Source organism: Advenella incenata, assembly GCF_004217095.1.
Lineage (GTDB): Bacteria > Pseudomonadota > Gammaproteobacteria > Burkholderiales > Burkholderiaceae_B > Advenella > Advenella incenata.
Genome location: NZ_SHKO01000002.1, coordinates 711,758 through 733,090, shown reverse-complemented (window position 1 = coordinate 733,090; position 21,333 = coordinate 711,758). Strand labels below are relative to the sequence as shown.

The 21,333-nt window shown below is 53.7% G+C and carries 20 protein-coding genes; 1 reads left to right on the top strand and 19 read right to left on the bottom strand.

Annotated elements, in window-relative coordinates:
* The first annotated feature begins 39 nt into the window (after positions 1-39).
* Positions 40-993 carry an alpha/beta fold hydrolase gene (locus EV681_RS14605; protein ID WP_130304376.1) on the top strand — a complete coding sequence of 318 codons (954 nt, stop codon included), beginning with the start codon at positions 40-42 and terminating at the stop codon, positions 991-993.
* Positions 994-1,203: 210 nt separating this feature from the next.
* Here the strand turns inward: EV681_RS14605 and EV681_RS14600 are convergent, their stop codons facing one another.
* The 19 genes from EV681_RS14600 to EV681_RS14510 form a co-directional block, all read right to left on the bottom strand.
* Positions 1,204-2,082, bottom strand: a complete 879-nt coding sequence (locus tag EV681_RS14600) for a branched-chain amino acid ABC transporter permease (RefSeq protein WP_130304375.1) — start codon at positions 2,080-2,082, stop codon at positions 1,204-1,206.
* A gap of 12 nt (positions 2,083-2,094) precedes the next feature.
* Positions 2,095-2,952, bottom strand: coding sequence for a branched-chain amino acid ABC transporter permease (locus EV681_RS14595; protein ID WP_128392781.1), 858 nt, complete (start codon positions 2,950-2,952; stop codon positions 2,095-2,097).
* Positions 2,953-2,962: 10 nt separating this feature from the next.
* Positions 2,963-3,718, bottom strand: a complete 756-nt coding sequence (locus EV681_RS14590) for an ABC transporter ATP-binding protein (protein WP_130304374.1) — start codon at positions 3,716-3,718, stop codon at positions 2,963-2,965.
* Complete coding sequence (locus EV681_RS14585) at positions 3,715-4,509, bottom strand: ABC transporter ATP-binding protein (RefSeq protein ID WP_165393063.1); 795 nt, start codon at positions 4,507-4,509, stop codon at positions 3,715-3,717. Before EV681_RS14585 ends, EV681_RS14590 begins: the two co-directional genes overlap by 4 nt.
* Positions 4,506-5,750, bottom strand: a complete 1,245-nt coding sequence (locus EV681_RS14580; RefSeq protein ID WP_130304372.1) for an ABC transporter substrate-binding protein — start codon at positions 5,748-5,750, stop codon at positions 4,506-4,508. The genes EV681_RS14585 and EV681_RS14580 overlap by 4 nt, the downstream gene beginning before the upstream one ends.
* A gap of 38 nt (positions 5,751-5,788) precedes the next feature.
* A complete protein-coding gene (locus tag EV681_RS14575; protein ID WP_128392785.1) occupies positions 5,789-6,334 on the bottom strand; it encodes a carboxymuconolactone decarboxylase family protein in 546 nt (181 codons plus the stop codon).
* Positions 6,335-6,356: 22 nt separating this feature from the next.
* Positions 6,357-7,700, bottom strand: coding sequence for an LLM class flavin-dependent oxidoreductase (locus EV681_RS14570; protein ID WP_130304371.1), 1,344 nt, complete (start codon positions 7,698-7,700; stop codon positions 6,357-6,359).
* 321 nt (positions 7,701-8,021) lie between these two features.
* Positions 8,022-8,342, bottom strand: a complete 321-nt coding sequence (locus EV681_RS14565) for a hypothetical protein (RefSeq protein WP_130304370.1) — start codon at positions 8,340-8,342, stop codon at positions 8,022-8,024.
* A complete protein-coding gene (locus EV681_RS14560) occupies positions 8,339-12,262 on the bottom strand; it encodes a hemagglutinin repeat-containing protein (protein ID WP_130304369.1) in 3,924 nt (1,307 codons plus the stop codon). The genes EV681_RS14565 and EV681_RS14560 overlap by 4 nt, the downstream gene beginning before the upstream one ends.
* A gap of 5 nt (positions 12,263-12,267) precedes the next feature.
* Positions 12,268-12,861, bottom strand: a complete 594-nt coding sequence (locus EV681_RS14555) for a POTRA domain-containing protein (RefSeq protein ID WP_242612267.1) — start codon at positions 12,859-12,861, stop codon at positions 12,268-12,270.
* A 687-nt stretch (positions 12,862-13,548) separates the two neighbouring features.
* Positions 13,549-13,929 (bottom strand): DUF4279 domain-containing protein, encoded by a 381-nt coding sequence (locus EV681_RS14550; RefSeq protein WP_128392791.1) that lies wholly within the window; start codon positions 13,927-13,929, stop codon positions 13,549-13,551.
* Positions 13,919-14,377 (bottom strand): polymorphic toxin type 33 domain-containing protein, encoded by a 459-nt coding sequence (locus EV681_RS14545; RefSeq protein ID WP_130304368.1) that lies wholly within the window; start codon positions 14,375-14,377, stop codon positions 13,919-13,921. The genes EV681_RS14550 and EV681_RS14545 overlap by 11 nt, the downstream gene beginning before the upstream one ends.
* Position 14,378: 1 nt before the next feature.
* On the bottom strand, positions 14,379-15,455 hold the full coding sequence (locus tag EV681_RS14540; protein ID WP_128392793.1) for a DUF4123 domain-containing protein: 1,077 nt from the start codon (positions 15,453-15,455) through the stop codon (positions 14,379-14,381).
* Entirely contained in the window at positions 15,407-15,772 is a 366-nt protein-coding gene (locus tag EV681_RS22840; RefSeq protein ID WP_128392794.1) for a PAAR domain-containing protein, read from the bottom strand. Before EV681_RS22840 ends, EV681_RS14540 begins: the two co-directional genes overlap by 49 nt.
* Positions 15,773-15,802: 30 nt before the next feature.
* Entirely contained in the window at positions 15,803-17,041 is a 1,239-nt protein-coding gene (locus EV681_RS14530; RefSeq protein ID WP_128392795.1) for a hypothetical protein, read from the bottom strand.
* 166 nt (positions 17,042-17,207) lie between these two features.
* Positions 17,208-17,801, bottom strand: coding sequence for a hypothetical protein (locus tag EV681_RS14525; RefSeq protein ID WP_128392796.1), 594 nt, complete (start codon positions 17,799-17,801; stop codon positions 17,208-17,210).
* Between the two features lie 3 nt (positions 17,802-17,804).
* A complete protein-coding gene (locus EV681_RS14520; protein ID WP_128392797.1) occupies positions 17,805-18,635 on the bottom strand; it encodes a hypothetical protein in 831 nt (276 codons plus the stop codon).
* 1 nt (position 18,636) lies between these two features.
* Complete coding sequence (locus tag EV681_RS14515; RefSeq protein ID WP_128392798.1) at positions 18,637-19,104, bottom strand: hypothetical protein; 468 nt, start codon at positions 19,102-19,104, stop codon at positions 18,637-18,639.
* A gap of 9 nt (positions 19,105-19,113) precedes the next feature.
* Entirely contained in the window at positions 19,114-21,273 is a 2,160-nt protein-coding gene (locus EV681_RS14510) for a type VI secretion system Vgr family protein (protein ID WP_130304367.1), read from the bottom strand.
* Positions 21,274-21,333 lie beyond the last annotated feature (60 nt).

Sequence of the window (21,333 nt, the reverse complement as noted above, 5' to 3'; positions counted from 1 at the left end):
GACTTTTTATTTCATCTGACTCAATCCAGGAGTATGACCATGAACAAGACTTCCCGTGCAATCGCTACCGGCCTGCTGGCCGCCTCTCTGCAAGCTGGCGTCGCCGCCCATGCAGCACAACCTGCCACTGCCGCGCAAGCGGCAACCCATGCCACAGTAGACGGCAACTACATCACCACGACCGACGGCGTGCGCTTGTACTACAAAGACTGGGGGCCAAAGGACGGCCCGGTCGTGACCTTAAGCCATGGCTGGCCGCTTAGTTCGGACAGCTGGGAATCGCAGATGATTTTCCTGGCCGACCATGGATACCGGGTGATCGCCCACGACCGTCGCGGTCATGGCCGCTCCAGCCAGCCCTGGGACGGCAATAATATGAACCACTACGCTGACGATCTGGCCGCTGTGATTGACACACTTGATCTGAAAGACGTGATCGCGGTGGGCTTTTCCACGGGCGGCGGCGAAGTGGCGCGCTATATCGGTCGCCATGGCACCAGCCGCATCAAGAAAGCCGTACTGGTGAGCGCGGTGCCGCCGCTGATGCTGCAAACGGCAGATAATCCGCAAGGTGTGCCGCTGGAGGTTTTCGATGGCTTGCGCAAGGCATCGCTGGAGAACCGCTCGCAGTTATATCTTGATCTGGCATCCGGTCCCTTCTACGGTTTTAACCGTAAAGGCGCCAAGGTATCGCAAGGCCTGATCAATAGCTGGTGGGCGCAGGGCATGCAGGCTGGACACAAGAACACCTACGACTCAATCGCGGCCTTCTCGGCCACGGATTTTCGTGAGGATCTGAAAAAATTCGATGTGCCTACTTTGGTGATTCATGGAGATGACGACCAGATTGTGCCGATAGACACCGCCGGCAAGGCATCGGCCGCGCAAATCAAAGGGGCCAAGCTTATCGTTTATTCCGGTGCACCGCACGGTCTGACCGATACTCATAAAGAACGCTTTAACCAGGATCTGCTGCAATTTCTGCAGAACTAAGGGGATCGCAACAAAACGCCGACCGTGGGCAGTCCCAGTGGTCGGCGTTTTTTCGTCTGCCTCTCGGCACGAAAGCAAGCTTGCTATATTCAGTATTTGAAATCAGATATTCGATCTTCGATCTAAATCTGCGCCGAAGGGCCATTATCCGCTTCAGATCTCTCAGCCGCCTCGGACAGGTTGACATGGGTTGCCTTATATCGACAGCCGTCACCGATTCCGCATAAACCGATATTCTTTGGCAAAGCCCTGCGGCTTGAAAATCAGCAACAGAATCAGGATCAGCCCGATCAGAATCAATCTGAGGGCAGCCAATTGATGCGGCGCCAGCCAGGAAATGTAATCGTCCAGAAAACGCGTGCCTTCCAGCAATAACACAACCGTCAGGCTGCTCAGGAGCACGCCGCGATGGCTGCCGCGCCCGGCCAGAATGACCAGCATGAACGCAGAAGCCGTCATGGCAACACTGAATTGCGACGGATCAATATATCGATAATAAAAAGCGTGCAAGCAGCCGGCAAGGCCAAGTGCTGCGCCGCCCAGGGCGAAAAAACGCAACCGCACGCCCAGGACGTTTTTGCCGACACTTTGCGCCACCAGCGGATCATCGCGCAACGCGCGGGCAGTGCGGCCCAGTGGTGAGCGGGTGATAATCTCAAAAACGACAAAAACCACCAGCAGCATCACCGCAGCCAGCACCAACAAGCCGGTATCGCTGGCAACGGGTCGGGGAATATTCGGGATGCCAATGCTGCCCCGAGTCAGCCATTCTTCATTGTTGATCAGCAGCTTGACGCTTTCTGCGAAGGCCAGCGTCACGATGGCAAAATAGTCATCCGCCAGGCGCACAGAGATCAGGCACACCAGGGCGCTTACCGCGACAGTCAGAATAACCGTGACCGGCATGGCCAGCCAGGGAGACCATCCCAGTTGGGTGGTGAGCAGCGCGCACGCATACGCGCCAATCATATAGAACCCGAAAAGCCCGAAGTTGACCAGGCCAGCCATGCCCCATTGTATGTTGAGTGCCAGGCCGGTAATGCCGGCCATCATCGCCAATGCGAGCAGCGAGAGTAGGTATGCTGTCATGAAATCATTTTCCTATCGGGTGAGCCAGCGCTTGCCAAACAATCCTGCCGGGCGCAATGCCAGCAACACACTCATGACGACAAAGGCCACCAGGGAACGATAGTGCGAAGGCAGCACCAGCGTGGCCGCTTCGGATAACACGCCCATCACCAGCGCCCCCGGAATCGCGGCCAACGGATGCGTCAGCCCGCCCAGGATCGCGGCAGCAAACGCAGGCAAGGCATAAGTCCAGCCCATTTGCGGATCCACTGTGGCGTCCAGCCCGATCAACATGCCCGACAGGGCAGCCAGCCCGCCGGCCAGGGCCCAGGTAATGGAAATAACATACTGCTGCGAGACGCCGCGGGAAGCCGCCAGCGCCGCATTATCGGCCACCGCGCGCATCGCCCGGCCCAGCCGGGACCATCGAAAAAGCGCCCAGACAGACAGCAGCACCAGCAGGCAGATGACCAGCGCCTGCACCTGTTCGACATTGATGCGCAGCCCCGCCCATCGCCACGGACGCGACAATGCCACGTCATAGCCGACCGAAGTATTGCCGGCAACGAACCGAATGATATTTTCCAGAATAAATGAGACACCCATGGACGCGACCATGAGGGTAACCGCCGAACGATTTCTTAAAGGGCGAAACGCCAGCAGGTCCACCAAGACTGCCAGGGCTGCGGACAGCGCCACGGCGATGATGCCCGATAGCCAAAGTGGCAAGCCCAGCACCACATTAAATGCATATGCCAGATAAGCGCCACTGGTGATCATGGCGCCAATGGCGAAGTTGGCAAACCGCAAGACACTGAAGGTCAACGCGACCGCCAGGGCAGGCAAAGCAACCAGCATGCCGGTAATCAGTCCATTAAATAGAATTTGCATGGTCACTCAATCAAAAAACGTCGGGGGAATGCGCATCATGGGAACCGGATGCGCCCAGGAAAAGCGCCGCCAGCGATTTATCCTGCGCCAGTTCGCTTGCCGGCGCACGATGCCGAACACGCCCCATGACCAGAACCAGCCCCTGCTCTGCCACCGACAGGCCCAGCTGTACGTTTTGCTCGATCATCAGCAGCGTCAGGCCGGTCTGGCGAATACGGTCGATAATGTCAAACAGCAGTTGTGCGTTGCGCGGCGATAACCCGGCCGAAGGCTCATCCAGCACCAGGACGCGTGGGTCAAGCATCATGGCGCTAGCCACAGCCACCATCTGGCGCTGCCCACCGCTGAGCAACCCTGCCGACGTGTGCAGATGGGGCTTGATCTCGGGGAATAACTGCAAGACTTCGTCCAGTTTTGGCGCCAATCTGCCCGCTGGCCCATGATGATGAAAATCCCAGCCAAGACGCAAATTTTCCCGGACGGTCATATTTCGGAAAACGTTCCCTTCCTGCGGCACAAAGACCAGGCCCGTGCGCGTGCGCGCCTGCGCGCTCATTCGCGTCAGGTCAACCTCACCCATTTTTATCGTGCCTGCCTGCGCCGGAATCTGACCGGCGATGGCTTTGAGCAAAGTGGATTTACCCGATCCATTGGGCCCCACAATCGTCAGCGCACTGCCCTGGGCTACGGTCAGATCCACACCATGCAGAACAGGTTTGCCGCCATACCCCGCCTGCAATCCCGACACTGTCAGCGCGGCGGTCATAGTGTCACTCCAAGGTAAGCATCCTGGACCCGGCTGTCGGCAACGACCTGGGCAAAGGTGCCTTGGGTCAGCACCGCACCGTCAGCCAGCACATACACGGTATCGCACAGCGCGGCAATCAGATCCATATTATGTTCAACAATAGCAAACGTCTTGCCCTCATTGCGCAATTCGCTGATAAACCCGGCCAGCTCGTCCATCAAGGCCGGGTTTACGCCAGCCGCGGGTTCATCCAGCAGGATAATGGGCGCGTTCAGCATGAGCGCGCGGCACAGTTCGAGCAGCTTTTTCTGACCACCGGACAGGCCCCCTGCCTGGCTATCGGCTAACCGCGTCAGCCGCGTGCGCTCTAGCAGGGCCAGTGCATGTTCGACGGCCTGTTCCTGCGTTTTCCGGATGCCATCGCGCTGCAAAAAAATGCGCCATAACGTATCGCCCGCCTGGTCGGGCCAGGCCAGCAGCAGGTTTTCAAGTACCGTCAGGCTGTCGAGTTCGCGCGCCAGCTGAAAGGTGCGTGCAATGCCGGCACGGGCGCGATCATGCACGGCAAGCCGGGTAATGTCTTGCGAGCCAAGGCAGACACGACCGTGATCCGGTGCGGCGTTGCCCGCCAGCACATTGAACAGCGAAGATTTTCCAGCGCCATTTGGCCCGACGATACCAGTAATCTGACCGCGCTCGATACTGATAGAGACGCCCTTCAATACCTTCAAGCCACCATAGGACAGCTGGATATCTCTGGCGTACAGGCCTGTATCAGCTTGCGTTCCCGCACTTGCGGTCGCATTCACTCTATCAATCCCTGCTGATGGTTGGCGCCGTCCTTGATAATGAAACGGCCGTAGGAACGATGCAACTGGTCTCCCGTTGGCGTGAACTTAAATTGCGCTCCTGCCCCGCTGTAGGAAATTGGCTTGCCAGCGCGAAGGGCTTTGAGTCCGTCAACCGGGTTTTCGACTACCGTGCCCGGGCCGTTAACGACATCCAAAATGGATTTGCTGAAAACGGCGGGGTCGGCGCTGCCGGACTTTTCCATGGCCAGCGCAAGCACTGAGACCTCATCCCACATATTGGACGGGAATATGGCCAGCGTATTCTCGGGCGTTTTGGTATGCTGGGAAAAGGTTTTGTAAGCGGTTGATTCTGCTGGTGGAATCGACTGGATATGATTAATACCCTCGGCAACCTCGGCGCCTACATTTTTGATGAACGCCCCTTCGGCATCCGCAGCCGATGAGTTTGAATAGATTTTGCTGGTAAAGCCACTGCGGAAAACCTCGCGCGCAATCGCGGACAGTTCAGGCAGATAACTTGGCAGAAACACGGCATCGGGTTCTTTGGCAAAAACCTTTTCCACTTCGGCACGATAGGAAGACTGGCCCGGATTGTAATAAACAACATCTACGATCTTGCCGCCCAGTTTACGAAACTCGGTGACAAAGGGATCTACCATAATCGTCCAGGCTGGCGCCTGCTGGACCATGACCGAGGCCGTACGAGCCCCGTCGTGATAGGCAGCGCGGGCAAAAACCCTACCCCAATCGCTGCCACGGGCCTGGAATCGCCATACCAGTCCTTTGTTGTCGCCCTGGGTGACTTCGTCACCCGTACCGGTCACCAGCAACGGAATGCCCCGCTCCAGCGTTAGCGGCTTGACGGCCAGAGCCACGGAACTGCTCCACAACCCGGCAATCGCAGACACCTTGCTGACATCCAACAGCTTGCGGGCAGCGGCCACACCCGCAGTCGGGTTCGTTTCGCTATCGGCAACAACAATCTCCAGCTTGCGCCCGTTGAGCACACCACCGGCTTCGCTGTTAATGAACTCGGCTGCGCGCTTTGCCGCATCCGCCATGCCCGGCCCGTACGCGCCACCGGCACCGCTTAGCGGAACAAGAACGCCAATGCGTATGGGCGCCAGCGCCTCCTGCGCAACAGCTGGCGCAATGGACGAGATAGCAGCGGCACCCGTGATCGATGCCAATACGAAACGGGACAAAAGCCGGCGGCCGGGGCCGATAATACGAGACATAAGAGGTGCCATGATGTGCAAATTACAATTGAAATGGATCAGACCGGGTGTGCCGCTGTGCTGCTTTCGCCAATCTGCAACGCCTGGTTGAAACGATTAAAGAAACCGCAAAGGGAGATGCGCAAGGTCAATTCAACAATCTGGGCTTCGGTAAACACCTGGCGCAGACGGTCAAACAACGCCTCGGGAATGCGTTCTGCCGCCTGTGTGACGGCAATCGCATAATCGACCACCAGTTGATCCGTGTCGGTCAGCTGGCCCTTGGCAGTGCCATCGATCAGTGCTTGCGGGTCATCCACGGCCAGTCCCTCGACTTGCAAGCGCGGATTGTGATTTTCCACGCAGTAAAGACAACGATTCAGTTGCGATACCACTACGATGGCCAGCTCAATATATCGGGATGGGACATTCTGTTGCTGCTTGAGCGTTAGCAGCATGTCAAACAGATGTTCGGCTGCGGGCTGCACGTGGGACAGCACCTGGAATTGGTCCGCAAAATGCGAGCCGTTGCCGGTATAGCGCGGGAAAAGCGCCTGCAGCGCGGGGCTCAGGCTATCGACAGGGAGTTCTGAAATACGGGGCATAGCGTTCTCTTCTTCCAAAAAACTAAGGGGAAACCGTGGTGCGGTACGGGCCAGCCGAGAGCAACTTCTCGCGAAGCACGCCGTCGGCATATTGGCGCTTGTACGCGCCACGACGCTGTAATTCGGGCACCAGATAATCAACAATATTGCGAAACGTGCGCGGCATCTCTATATAGGCCAGATTGAATCCGTCAATGCCAGTGTCGTTGACCCAGCCCTGCAGTTCGTCCGCCACTTCACGGGCGTCGCCGACCACCACCGGCCCTCTGCCGCCAAGGGCAACAAATTCAAGCGCGTCGCGCAAGGTCCAGGTTCGTGACGGATCCAGCTTGCTGAACGACGCCAGCGCCGATTGCCCGGCATTCGTATCCACATAGACCAACTCATCGTCCAGGCTATAGCGAGACAGATCAATACCAGTCCATCCGGAAAGCAGTGCACGGGCGCCATCCAGGTTGGCACGAGCCAGGTACTCCTGATGTCGCTGGCGAGCCAGCGCCGCGGTTTCTTCAACAATCACGGTGAACATGGCGAATATCCGGACATCGTCCCGCTTGCGCCCTGCCGCATGCAACTGATCTTGCAATTGCGCAACACTGCGCCTGACGCCCTCGCGCGTTGGCGCACCAACGAATACGCATTCGGCATGGCGCGCCGCAAACTGGCCACCGCGCTGCGACCCGCCCGCCTGGAAAATAAGCGGTGTGCGCTGTGGCGACGGCTCACATTGGAAAATACCGTGAGATCGAAAATAGCGCCCCTCGTGATTAACGGCGTGTATACCGGCAGGGTCGACATACTTGCCCGCCTGAGCATCACGCGAGACGGCGCCGTCATCCCAGCTGTCTTCCCAGAACCGATAACATAAGTCCAGGTATTCGTCGGCGCGATCATAGCGTTCATCATGACCAAGCAGGTTTTCCTGCCCCAGGCTGCGGGCGCCGCTCTCAAGATAGGACGTGACAATGTTCCAGGCCACTCGGCCTTTTGTCAGGTGATCCAGCGTGGTAAACCGGCGCGCCAACAGGTACGGCGGATCGTAGGCGACAGACGCCGTCACGCCAAAACCCAGGTGTCGGGTTGCATGCGCCATAAGCGAAATCAGAGGAAACGGGTCATTCATGGGGGTCTGCGCGGCGTTTGTCAACGCGTTTTCAGCCGTGCCGCCGTCCACATCGTACACACCGGTAACATCACCTAGAAACAGCGTATCGAACAACCCCCGCTCCAGCAGCTCGGCCAGATCAACCCAGTACTGGGCATTCAGATAGTCGGAGGATGTATCTTCAGGATTCGTCCACTGGCCAGGCGCCAGATGACCGACGCAGTTCATCAGGAACGCATTAAGGCGTATTTCTTTTGTCATTACATAGCCAGAATTCAGGTGCAGCAAACCGGGTAGTCTATGCCGTGCCGCCTTAGGCTACCAATACACTCTGACTATATTGTTATTACTGTTAGATCTGTAAAGCAATTTTCAAATGACTATTGGTCTTGGCGTTGTACGCTCTTGCCATCGTCACCGACAGCTCCCGCAAGCCCTGCTACGGCAAGTCCCGCGAGCGAACTCACCGTCGCCAAGATCTTTTCCAATATCAATTTCGGATTCTCCGTTGCTTGGACGTTTTAATTTATCAGGCTGATAAAAGGGTAGTGAAAAGACTAAAGAGGTTTAGGATCGTAATTATCAATAAAAGTCATCGTCTAATTGACCTTCAGCGTTTAATATATCTAAAAACCTTTTATAGGCAGTTTCATCTAATTCAAGTAAGCCATCTAATAATGACTCTTCGATTAGGGCCCAATGATATACACCAGAACCAGCTCCTTCATTTTGGAAGTAGATCAGCTTGCCATTCAGTTCTGACTCTATTAAATCGACTTCCGATAGGTCATAAACAGATAGGCCTCCATATCCTTTAGGCAACCCAAGGCATAGCGATTTATTATTTATCCAATAAATAGCAAATACATCAATAGATTCACCATTCGATTCTTTTATTCTCATTTAACTTTATCCTTTATTGTGTCTACAACTTTTTTCGGATCTTGTTGAACCCTTTGTGGTGTAGCAATTTTCATATCATAAACTTTACCAGTAGTTGAATTGTACTGATAATGTATGGTTATAGTTTGACCATCTGGAAGTCTGTGTTTTGCTTCCATCTTTTGAAAGCCTGCTGATGTCGGAAAACGAGGATCATTATTTAATCCAGGCAACTCTTTACCTTGTAATGGTTTAGATTGAACGGACTGCCAGAACATTTGTTCATTAAGATCTCTCGGTACAACTGCTTGTTTCCCTGGTTTAGCCGTTGAAATTTTTTCTGCATCCTTAATCAGTTGCTGGTTATAAATTGAGTTAACTTCGTTTTGGCTGAGATTTTTTGTCTTTTTAGAGTTTGCACTTAATTTATTTGATTCTTTTTGCTCGCCTTCAAATCCAGCAATTTTTGTTTTTTTATCTGTGATTACCTTACCACCTTTACTACCTTTTCCACGTCCTTCATTTAGTATTGCCGGAAGAGTTACTGCCATCATTTCAGCCGTTTCCCTATCAAGCCCCATCGTCTCAAAGCGCTTAGTCCAGCCATACTGAACCGCAATACCTTGCGCTTCAGTATCCATCATATAAACAGCAGGCATATAGTCTCGGAACCCACCTGGCAATGTTTTATCCGCTGCTAGTTTCTTTATCGCTTTATCAAAAACATCCCACTGTTCAATCAAATAACCATATTTTTGCTGGCACTGCTCAGGCGATGCTGAGCACACGGCTTTAATTTCCTCCTGCTGTTGAACATTGGTATCCACCATGTCCTGAATGACTTTCTTGCATGACGCTCCAGAACAATTCTTCGCCCGTTGCGCAAAATTATCCAGCTGCTCGGCAGTCAGATAGTTATTCTCCACCGACGTACGCCCCGCCACACTGCCGCTGACTAGACTTCTACCGTCCCCGCCCGCGGCTCCGGACAGTCTAGCCCCAGCCAGACCCGCAATCGAGCTCACCGTCGCTTTCTCATCCGGTGTCAACTGGCTCACGTCTTTACCGAAGATCAGGTTGGCTGCCACGGGTGCCGTCGCTTCGGAACCCGCTGCGGCAAGTGCGTTGCCGGCGATGCTGTTCCCCGTCGCAGCAGCTACCAGCGCACCAAGCCCCGCATGCGCCAGATAATGTCCGGTTGAGCCTTCCTGACCAGTCTGCTTGAACTGCTGGCCTATTTCCTTGGCAATGGTTGGGCTGGCGGCTGCCACCAGCGAGCCGGTCAGGCTGTCGGATGGAGTTGCCAGACCCGCAGCCACCGTTTCCAGTATCCAGGCATAGTTGCGCAGCGAGGCGTTGCGCGTATCGCGCTCTTGTTCGCTGATCAGCCCAACCTCGAACAGGGCATCGTTGCTGGCGATGCGTTTTTTCAGTTCGGCGGATGCCTCCTGGCTGTTTTTGCTGAAGGCCTGCGACACGTCGCGTTGCAGATCGATTTCGTTTTGTACCGCTTCTTTGTCGAAACTGTTTCCCAGACCCGCATACGTCAGCGCCTCGTCGCTCGTGAGCGGGTTGTTAATGGCGACGATAGTCTCGGCAACGGATTTTCCAGTCTTCTCCTGCTGCGCTTTTGGCCGAGTGATGTTGATATTGGCGGTATTGATGCCGCTTTTCGTTACGCTGCTCTCATTGCTGCTGACCGAGCCGAAGCCCATGCTTGCCTGCAGGCCTTTTGCTCCGCCCAGTCCCGAACCGCCCATGAAGCCACCATCCCCGCCAATGCCTACGCTACTGGCCTTGACGCGACTGTAGTTTTTGATGTCGCGTGCGGCCAGCGTACCAGTGGTCAGGCGATTTCGGCCTGCTGCCTCAGCCTGGGCACTGGAGGTAATGACTGCCCCCGTCAGATCGGTATGGCCATCAACGTCGATCTGGTAACCCAGATCCTGCGCAAAAATGCCCGATAGTTCATTGACGCTGGCGTAGTCGGCCGAGATTTTGGATTTGGACGCGCTGCCCGATCCGGATGCCCCGTAACCAATGGTGACTTCGCCCTGGGCGTTCAACTGCTTGCCCTTGTAGGTCGAGGTATCTTGCAGACTTTCGATGGACAGATCCGATGCCTGCAGCACCACCTGCGAGCCGGCCACCTGTGCGCCTTTCAGGGTGGTGCCACCGCCGCTGTGCAGCACGGTCCGGCTATTGCGATCGCCCACATGGGTATATTCATAGCGGGTTTCATCGCCCTTGCCATGACCCTTGCCAACATTCGCGCCCACCGTAATGCCTATTGCCGCAGAGCCATTTTCGTAGCCGGCAGACACGCCAATTTTGCCGCCAGCTGAGCTGTTTTTGCTGCGCTCTTTATAGGTTTGTGCTGCAGCAGCAAGGCTGATGGCATCATCCGCTATCAGAATGGTGCCTTTTTTGCCGGCAATGTCGGAACCGGTGACTGTAATGTCAGAGTCTGCACCCCCACCCGCTGCCAGCACGGTGACAGTGTTCTGTGCCAGCACCTGACTGCCGCTGGTCTGTGTCTGCTGCACCTCGGTACTGCTGCGGCTGCGTTGGTTGCCATAGGTGATGGACACTTTAATACCAGAGGTGCTGGCGGCGCCCTTGGCGTCCCCGGCCTGTAGCTGAGCCATGGCCTGCCCCATATTGCCCATTTGCTGCGCGGCCTTGTAGCTAGACCATCCGGTATTGGCCGCCGCCATCGCATTGACGCGTGCATTTTTGCTTTTGCCATTCTGCTCGGCTGCACGCACCGCCGCCTGCACAGCCTCAACAACCGGCACTTCTACGCCAATAGTCAGGCCGCTTTTCTGGAACTCATGTACTTCTTTACTCTGCCGCTGGTCTGTGCCCGGGTCTATGACCACGGCCTTGCCTTTGAGCAGTACATCGCCCTGGGCCAATACGTCTGAACCGCGAACCGTGAGCTGTTCTCCCGCAAACAGCCTGGTATCGCCGTTGAGGCTGCCCACGCTGCTGCGCGCCTGACTTTGCATGGCGCCCTCGGCATCCATCCGGTAGGTGCTGCTTTGCGAGCCGATGGTAAAGCCCAGTGTGCCACCGCTTAATATTCCCGATTTAGTAGTCTTGCGGTAATCGTGCTCGCGGCTTCTCTCGGTCCCAGCTTCAACCCGAACGTTGTTTTTGGCGGCCAGAGTGGTGTTATTATCCGAGACCACATCGCTGGCAACAATGCTCAGGTCGCGCCCGGCCAGCAGGCTTACTGTGTCGCCGCTGACAGCGCTGCCCTGCAACGTTTGCCGCTGTACGTCGCTCTTGATGACCGATGATTTGGTGGCCAGACCGCTACGCTTACTCTCGTAATTTTGCAAGGTTCCGGAAAGCTCAAACGAACCGGCCTGGATACCAATGTCGCGCCCTGCCTGAACCACCACAGCGCCCTGCTGGCTGGTGACATCGGCCGCCCTAAGCGTGACGTCATTGGCCGACTGCAGCCGGATGTCGCCCTCGCTGGCGATCTGCGTGCCCACCTCTTGTGAAGACGCGCTTTTGACAAAGTTCCTGGCATCGCTCACCACCAGGTCGCTTTTACTCGTGGTCAGGGTCTTCAATGCAAGGTCATTGCCGGCTTGCAAGGTGGTACTGCTCTCATCAGCCTTGCCGGCATTCGCAACAGCAACGGCGGTCAGTGTCAGATTGCGCCCCGCCTGCACATGCAGTTGACCGGGTTGCTGCGCTCCGGTTACGTATAGGCCGGCCAGGCGATCAATGCCCGTATATTGGTACCGGTCCTGGCCGGAACGGCTGTCCGAATGGGTCAGCGTACTGGCAATATCAATATCGCGACCTGCCTGCAGCTTGAGTGCCTGTTCTGCCGTGATCGCCCCACCGATAATGGGTTCGAACTCTACGACCTTTTGAATGGGACCCACCTGCTGCAATTGAGTCCGATAATCCGCATTCACATTGTTCAGTTTCTCGGTATGAACCGTCGCGGAGCCCGCAATTTCAATGATCGAACCGTTATTGACGATCGAAGAGGCTGTACCCGTCGCATGGTTGTCGGCATCCAGGCTGCCCCCGAAAAACGAATCTCATGGACTCGCCCTGGGATAAGCGACAGTGCCAGATGTCCGGCGCCGATATTCTGGGGCTCGACCATCACACGGCTGGTAATATACCCAGCAGCCATGATTGAGTTCTGCACCTGGCTGGCCAACAATTCAATGCCCTGCGCGCCAAGGCACTGCCCTATGGGCGACGGTAAATGGCCCGTCGTGTTCCTGGGAGCAAGGGCCGCATCCAGCGCCCATGCAAAACGCGTGGCCGAATCGCCATTCAAGGTAACATGCGTGATTGGAAAGCAAGGTGTCTCGGCGGGATAATGCGTGCGATCGATAGGGGAAATGGTGGGAATGAACGGGGTGACGTCTGCCGATGGCAAGCGGCTTTTAAGGGATTGTTGCTGTTGTTGCTGCCGTTGAATGTGCTGGGCATCCAGCAAGTCTGCACGAAGCGTTTGCGCGCTGATGTTGGCTGCTGCAAGCACGCTGAGCATTGGCATGATGCAGACAAGCCGCAACCTATAATGCCTATGGCGTGTACGAAGTGAAGAAAAGGGACGTTCCCGCTTTCCTGGCGGCTGCCAATTATGAAGCCTGAGAATTGACCAATACACCATCGCTGCCTGCAAACGTGACGACTATTTGCGAGCATTCTAAGAGTACAGCGGTCAAAAGTAATTTACATAGATCAAAAAAATCACGCAGAAAGCTGGCTTCAAGCGTGATATTTGCAGTACGGTTATGTTTGGCGTTCTCAGGACAATATCCGATAAACAGTGACCGACAGCAAGTTGGCCAAAAAAAAAACCAATACTACAACCATTAGCACCGAATAAGCGATATCGGCAATAGTCTTGCGATAAAGAGCTATCGCAATTGCGACGACAATCAAGAGAGCCAGCCGCGCTAGAAAAAAAGATAGGTCCGTATTCAGAAACAGCGCTTACATAGCTAGCATATCAGGCTGGTCCCCATCTATCAGGACATGGGCGCGATATTGCACCGCCCGAGTCTGTAAATAAAACTGTGTAAACCGTCTATTATTACACCCAGACCGGGTAAAGATTGGAAGCCTGCACTGAATCGGTTTATCATTGAATTCGAAGATCGCATCAGCGATCATGTATAACTCAGGCGGTTACACAGAATTATTTACACCCTCCAGAACTGTAATCAGGGTAAATACCCTATTTATAGTGATCTATATCAATATACGCATTCAGAGTCGCCGCAGCGAATGCCATGTTTGGAGGAATCATGATTGATGGAATATATTCATCTACATTAACAATAATAGTAATCTTTACATCACCGCGTTTTGAAACATCAACGAACTGATCCCATTTATTTCCCAATCTCTGAATAATGGAATACCACTGCTTCTCAACGCTATCTCCATTTGGATCCGAACGTAAAGACCAAAGGTTTTGGCGTGGCAGATCACGTTCTTTGTTTCTCTCTCCTTTCAATAATGCCGTATCTGGTTCGACTCCGAGCATATCCGTTATTTCTTTCGGCGGTATCGAATTTCCATATAAGCATAAATCTATTTGCATCTTATAATCCATTAATATTTATTCCTAGTCGTTGAGGCGTTCCGGTTCCTTGTCTCGGTCCCGCATACATGTTACCTTGCTTATCAACAAAAATATCGCTTCTGGAATCCAGGCCATAATCTCGTTTCAAGGCATGGGCATCTTCATAACCATTCTTCTTAGCTGCGCTTTCCAGCTCTTTTTTCGACATTCTTTTGGAATCTTTGGCCGCTTGCTCGTCCTCATCATCTGGGGGCTCGCATGTTGAGCATGCATCGATAACAGTACCTGGCAGTGAATCGTCTTCTGCCCCCTCATCCGCTTGCTCCATCTGCGTGGCGTTACTCCCAAAGATAGCACCACCGAGATTTTCCAAATCGTGTTCTCGCTGTTCCTTGCCAGGTGTAAGTTCATGAGCGGCACCGCCCAAAAGAAGGCCGCCGATCCCCCAGATCACCAATGGAATGGCAGGAGCTGGCATATCAAACTCCCTTCAAATATTTAATAGTTTCTCGCATCAGAATCCTTACCCTTTCGTTCGGGTCGGAAGTCAGCTCAGCCGAAATCATAAAATCGCTCAGTCCTGGAGCCACTTCCAATCTTCCTCCCGTAACAACCTGCAAATAAGCCCATCTTCTAAAGGCGGACTCTTGATTCACCCCATGCGCAGCAGCTGCTTTTAGCCATTTGTGCACGTCTGTCCTCAACATCTCGTCTGATATACCCCTAACGCGCTGGTCCGCTACTTTGTGCAGGTATTTCATGGTTCGTGTTGTAAGCCAGTTAAAACGCATACCTTCTATCGCGCATATAGTTTGATGCGTCCACCGCAATGGCCCGCCAGGTGGCTCAGGTAGATCATCTGGCCTTACCATACGCATGGCGCTTTTACTCCAGTCCGGTTCAGGCTTAAAAAAAATCTGTCGACACGAGCCAAACAACCGGGATAGTTGACTGGCATCCAGGGAAGGCAACACTTGCGCCATCACATTGGCATCCGCATGCCGAAATGTCACGAGTTCATAGCCGCCTGAATTTGCTGACTCGTTGCTCTCAGAAGAACTCTTTGGGACTTCTATCTGATTGAGTCTGCGCAAATGGTCATAAAGAGCAGCTTCCGTGAGCGATGCGTCTCCAACCCAAAACACCAGGCCAGATGTATCTGCGGCAAGCTGCAGTATGGCTTCGAATCGTGAGGTGATCTCAGTAATTCTTTGTTCGTTTGACACATTTCCTGTTTCAATGGAGAGATTGCCCGAATTCTCTTGCTGGTAAGGATCAATTAACCACGGTCCACCCATAACGACTGAATAATCACCACCATAGCGATAGAGCGACCGACGCGCCAATCCGGCATCCCGTAGTTTTGCTGCGATGTTCTGAAAAAAAGCACCATCCATGACGGCATACACCCGGGTATCTGGATCCGCTATTAGCGCAAAAAGGTAATCACGCAACCGTGGATACTCATCCGGCAAATAATCAACTACCGCCGAATCTTGCATATTGACTAACCTTTTGTCGCGGGCGAAGCTTGCTTGGCCTGTTTCATCTGACATTCGGTTCCGCCTGGCCCTTCATCGCCGATGAACACATCCGAGGAACCCGTTTGCGCGGCACCGCCGCAATCAATAGCATCTCCCACTCTTCCAGCAGGCCGGCCCTCGATGAATACACTCGCTGACCCTTCGCTTAAGGCACGCTCGTGTGAGCCAGCATGTCCCGCAGAGCAGGCATGAGACTCGTAACTATCGCCCAAACGCATTATTGGTTTGCCATTGATAAAAACTGTCGGGCTACCCCCGCTTGCATTGGTTGCAGGAAAATGACAACCGTGACCGGAACCGACATCTCCTTGACGTGTTGCTGCTGGCATTTTTATATTCCTCCGAGTCAGCTATGGTGTTTATTGGGGATTAGGCGCAGTTTTAGAATCAAAACCGCGCAGTAATTTCTGACCTAATCCGTCGTCAATGCTTTGATCTTTGATCTTGGCGGCAACAACCGCACGCCCGGTTTCTCCCGTCATGACAAGGGCTTGTATCGCTACCTTACTCAAGTTGTCATTGTCCGATCTGTTCAGGAGTGTCAGATAAGCCTGCGGCAGGCGAACATCATCCTTCAAGCGGCTGTTCGTACTCATCATCAGATCGCGGACAATTTCAGAATCGCTGGCCGCTTCAATAAGCTCGAACACTTTGCGCTTTCCCGGCTCTCCTGTCGCAATTAACGCATCGATGATTGTCATCCGCTCTTCCATTCGATTTGCCCGACCAAAAGCCTCTGCGAGCGCCTGGGCAACTTGCACGCTGCCATCCGTATATTTTTTCACAGCCCCGGCGGCCACATTCAGATCCATCCCCTTCTTCGCAGAAGCGAGATCAAGCAGTGCGGCCTGCAGCAGTCCCTCGGTTTTACCAGCGCGCCCAAGCGTGCGAGCCGCATTTTTTCGACCAGAGGCAATGTCAGATTTCAGCAAAGATTGCAGTTTGACGATCACGTTTTCCGGCAGTTCCGTATCGTAAAGAATCCATGCAAGGTCGCCGGCGAACCTGTCATTATCGGTGTTCAACAGCGCCTGTCGCACCAGCGGCAGCATGCCATCACCTTGTGAGCCAATGGCTACCGAGGTTGTCGCTCCCAGCCCTTCGTTTTCAGTTCGTTCCAGCAGGGCAAGCAATCCCGGGACAAGTTCGGCCGGGTGAGGGGCGATAGACACGGCCAGATTCGCCAGATTGGCTTCGAATGCCAGTTCCTGCGACGCCAGCAACGCCTGGCCCGTATACTCAACCAGTTCAGCAGGCACGTTCACCGTTTCGCGCTTGAACTTCGCCTGACCCAGGATTGTTCCGAGTACATAGCTAATCTGTACCCGCTGCTCATCGTCTGCGGCGGCAATCAAGCGTTTTGTCAGCACAGGAACAGCATCGTTTCCAAGTGCAGCTATACTGCGTACCGCAGCGTAGAAATCATTCTGGTTTTCTGTTGACGCCATCGTGTCGAAAGCGGTTTGGATTTTTTCGTCAACTGTGGCTGCGAAGCAGATAGTATTGCCTGCCAATAAAATCACAAAAAGGCATTTGAGTAGCACGGGAAGTTTGATCAACGCTTTGAATCCTCTGGAAATGGCCATAGTTTTTGTCATGCAGATTTATCCGTCTAATCGTTTTGGCGACGCTTCACTGGCCGTGGTGAGCGGAGAGCGATCCTGATCAAACGCCATATCCTTTAACCTCACGGTTTTTGGCATTGCTTTATCTCCGTCAGACACCTGAACGCCTCCACCAAAGGTGAGGCTTACACTGAAACAATCATACCCGCCCAACAATGTTCACGGCCGGGTGGGCCAGGAAATCGGCCAGCTCTCGCGGAAGCGAACTCAATTGCGCGGGCGTCATGTTGCACTCAATCTCATTTGGGTGTGCAGCCAAAGAGACATACATTTTCAGTCTGTCGGCGTAGTAATGAGACACATAAGCAGACAATTTTCTCTCGACGAACAAAAACTCTTGATTCATATTGCGCGCTGCCAAAAAGAAGATCTCGTCGAAAGGCATCGAGCGTTCCAGCTCTTTCCAAGCCGCCCAAACCTGGGCAGGGGTCGCGTTCATGCACCATGAGACCATGGCGGCACCGATCTGAGTATTTCCTGCCGCTGTGCAGAGCTTTATCCAGGCCTGCGCCTCGAGGCTTTGAAATTGACTCCTGATTTTATCTTGTGCTTCCCCTATCAGCTCGGCAATGGTTACTTCTCGATTCGTACGGCCACTCTTGATGAATCGCACACAAAGATTGGCGTTTGAATGGACGATACGCCACAAATCGGGCATGCTTTGACCACCCTCAGAAAGGATGGCGCCTGCTAAAGCGGGAGCGTTAGGGTGAGAATCACGGCTGGAAGTCATCGTTTAATCAAAAGGCTGAGGAATCATTCTCGATGGACTGAAATGCGTGTCCAAAGGAGAGCAACCCGCCGGCGGCAGCGATTGCAAGTACGGGTGAAGGTTAGGAATTTGCAGATAGGGTTGATCGTAGCCGGGCGAGGAGTTTTCAACGATACAACGCGCCTGCGCCGCTCTGCCCAGCTCCCAGTAAAGATTATGACTGGACTCGAGACTCCATACCCCAACAGCGAGACTGACTCCTGCGGAAACCAGGCCAGTACCGGCATTAGCAACATGAACCGGGCCGAAGATGAATTCGCTGTTCAGCGCTCCCCTTACACTGTCATAGCCTTCAATCCTGTATATGCTCGCTGCGCCAACTACCTCCACCTCGGCACCAGCAATCCCCCCGGGCATTCCGGCCAGGTCTTCCAATGAGAACGGAACAACAGATCGCATGTACTGCGGGATGGCCTTCTTCATTCTTTCGTAAAGCGCCATGCCGGAAGTCACATTACTCTGTTCGCTCTCCATTTTGGCGGCATCGTATGACTTTTTGCCATTACCAACCAGATCATTTGCTTTATCGAGCGCAAGCGCCTCCCTGGCACCACCTCCCACTGCTTTGAAAAGCTTGCCAATGGGCAGACTGGCCGATAGCCCGCAATTCAAAATATTCGCAATTCCAATGCTCATGCTATCGAGCCCGAGGAAAATGAAGCTGTGGTATCCACAACCTATCGCAAAACTGCCTTCATATGAAACAAGCCATCTTTGCGATTTGGTGGCCATATTGCCAACCCATTGATCAGGCTTGGTTATGTCATTGCCAAAAGGGAACTTGTTATCGCTCATGTTATTGACCGGCGGGAGCTAAAAAACAATATTTTTTCTCTCTGAACTGCATTCCCACATAAGGACAATCATTCCAATGTGCTTTCAGGCACGCCTGTTCAGGTTGTGCCATTTCGTTCAGTGTGCATTTTTCGCTTTCGCACGTCGTTGTATAAACTTTCCCACTCTCGGTGTGACCCGCAGCAATGACCGTTTTATCCTTGGGCAGCGACATGGCAGCAAAAGCATCAATCAGCTTTTGCTGCTGCGCCAGAGTGCCGGAGTCCGGCTGTTGGGAAAGCGTCATTTCGCCTGCCAGAAGCATATTCTTGGTGTAGTCGTCAAATTGCTCTTTGGAGCAGGAAAGCTGACCATTTTCCGACACAAGGGCGGCTTCGCTCTTTTTTCCTGCCAAAAGTGCCGTGCCCAATAGTACGGCAAACAATAAAAATATTATTCCGGTTGAAATAAGGCGTTGGCTTACTTTCATAATTTAAATTCAGTTGAGGTTAATTTTCGCGGATGACATCGCGATTTCGTTCTTGGCTTGCATCTCAATGCCATTCTCGAAATTCAAAAAGAGAGTATCTCCACTCAACCTGATGAATCCATCGGAAGTTAAGCGCAATTCCGATTTTCCGACTTGAACATGAAACTCGCCGTTAGACGTAAAAGCCACTGTATCACCCGCATCCCCTGACAAGTGCGAACCGGAAACAAGTTGAATAGAATGTCCGGCCTGCTCAACGATGGTGCTGCCGACCGATACCGTTTTTGATATCCCGACAAATTGCGTTTTCACGCCGGCTGTCGCCTCGTTGATCGCCTGATCCGCAAAAAGCGAGTACACCCCGCGCCCCAGTTGATTGATGCCGGGAATGGGCAACGATTTTGCGATGTCGGAGATACCTTCTACCAGCTTTCGGAACGATTTGGAGAGCACTCGACCGATTCCGCTGGGCCCCACGTGCAAGGTCATGTTCCCATGCACGGATTCACTGTGGTTTCCATCAACTTCGATGACCTTATGATGCCCCACTGATTGAACCCAGTTATTGTCAATTCTCTCGGTATGGTTGTTTTTGGTCTTCTCGTTTCGATCCTTCTGCGCGTGTATATAAATCTCTTCACGTCCTGTTTTGTCTTCGAACCGGAAGGCATTGGCAGTGTAATAGTGGCCGCCAGGACTGGAGCGTGAATAAATCCCCATCTGGGTCTCGTTCTCCGGCAGTTTCCACGGCGGCATCATCGCCGCGTTGTACACCCGGCCTGTAATAATCGGCGCATCAGGATCCCCGTTCAGGAAATCTACAATGACTTCATCACCAATGCGCGGTACCTGGATCGCCCCGAAGTTACTACTGGCCCAACTGCTCGAAACCCGAATCCAGCATGAACTGTTCTCGTCTTTTTTGTCGTATCGGTCCCAATGAAAGTGCACCTTGACCTGGCCATATTCATTGGTCCAGATCTCTTTACCCTGGGGGCCGACGACCACCGCCGTCTGCGGGCCCTGGGTACGAGGCTTGCGCGTAATACGCGGTGGCCTGAACGGCAAGGTAGCGCATTGCACGGTCAGATCGAACACGCAACGACGGCCGTTTTGGGCAGCCTCCTCTGGCGAGCCGACTGAATGGTAGTTGTTCTCTTTCAGATTATAACTGGTGCCCAGCACCACGTATTCGCGGTTTTCTTCTGTACGGGGGCAGCGAACCAGGTTGAACAACGAACCGGTGGCTACGCCCCGCGCCGTGCTGCGCAGCGTCCTGGTATCTCGAACATGGTGTTGTTCCTGCATGCGCTGGCGCGCATAACGCTCGCCCAGCGGATCATCCCCGTAATTGCCTGGCCATTCATACACTTCCGCTTCATTGTGCGCGTGATCCAGCTTGATTTGCTGGCGCGCCGCCAGGTCTGCGCGGGGTGTGGTGAAGTTATAGTCGTTGGTGGTGTATTGCCCTGGCCTCAGGTCCTGAAACACCGCCACATGTGTCATATAGTCCTGCTGTGGCAGCGTCAGTTTGTCTTCAGTGAAATACGGTACGTGTTCGTAACCGTCTACCGGCTTGTGGCTCTGGATTTCGTCGCTCATGACCAGCGTGTGCTTTTCCTGCTCATGACGAAAGTAATAATGAATGCCTTCGGCCTCCAGCAGCCTGCTCACAAACTGAAAATCAGTTTCGTCATATTGCACGCAATAGACACGCGGCGTGTAACTTTCTACCAAGTCGAACTCAAACGCATAGCCATAGGGCGCCAGCACCTGTTTGATGGTCTCTGGCACAGACTGGTTCTGGTAGATGCGGAATTCTTTTTTGTGTGTCGCCAGCCAGAACCAGGGCACTACGCGCGCTTCGTAAACAAAGTAACGATCTACGTCGCCTTCCTGCCCTACCAGCGCAAAACTGGCGATCACGCCATTGATATGCCGGGGCGCTGCCGCCGTGTTGATGGTCAGCGTGAGAGACTTGCCAAGCAATGCCCGCACATCGACCTGCATCGAGCGATGCAGCAGGCGTACGGTATAGTCGGAAAGAGTAGACATCCCGTCGGTGCCTTGCATGGCGTCAAACAGGAATTCGGCATTATCCGCCGCAATGGAGACCCTGATCAACCGGTCAGGGTTGATTATGTTCGATATATTTATATTCGCAGACATCTAGCGTGGCGGGCCTGCGTTGCACCCACCCCTTTTTATGTAGAAATGTTCTTATTTATT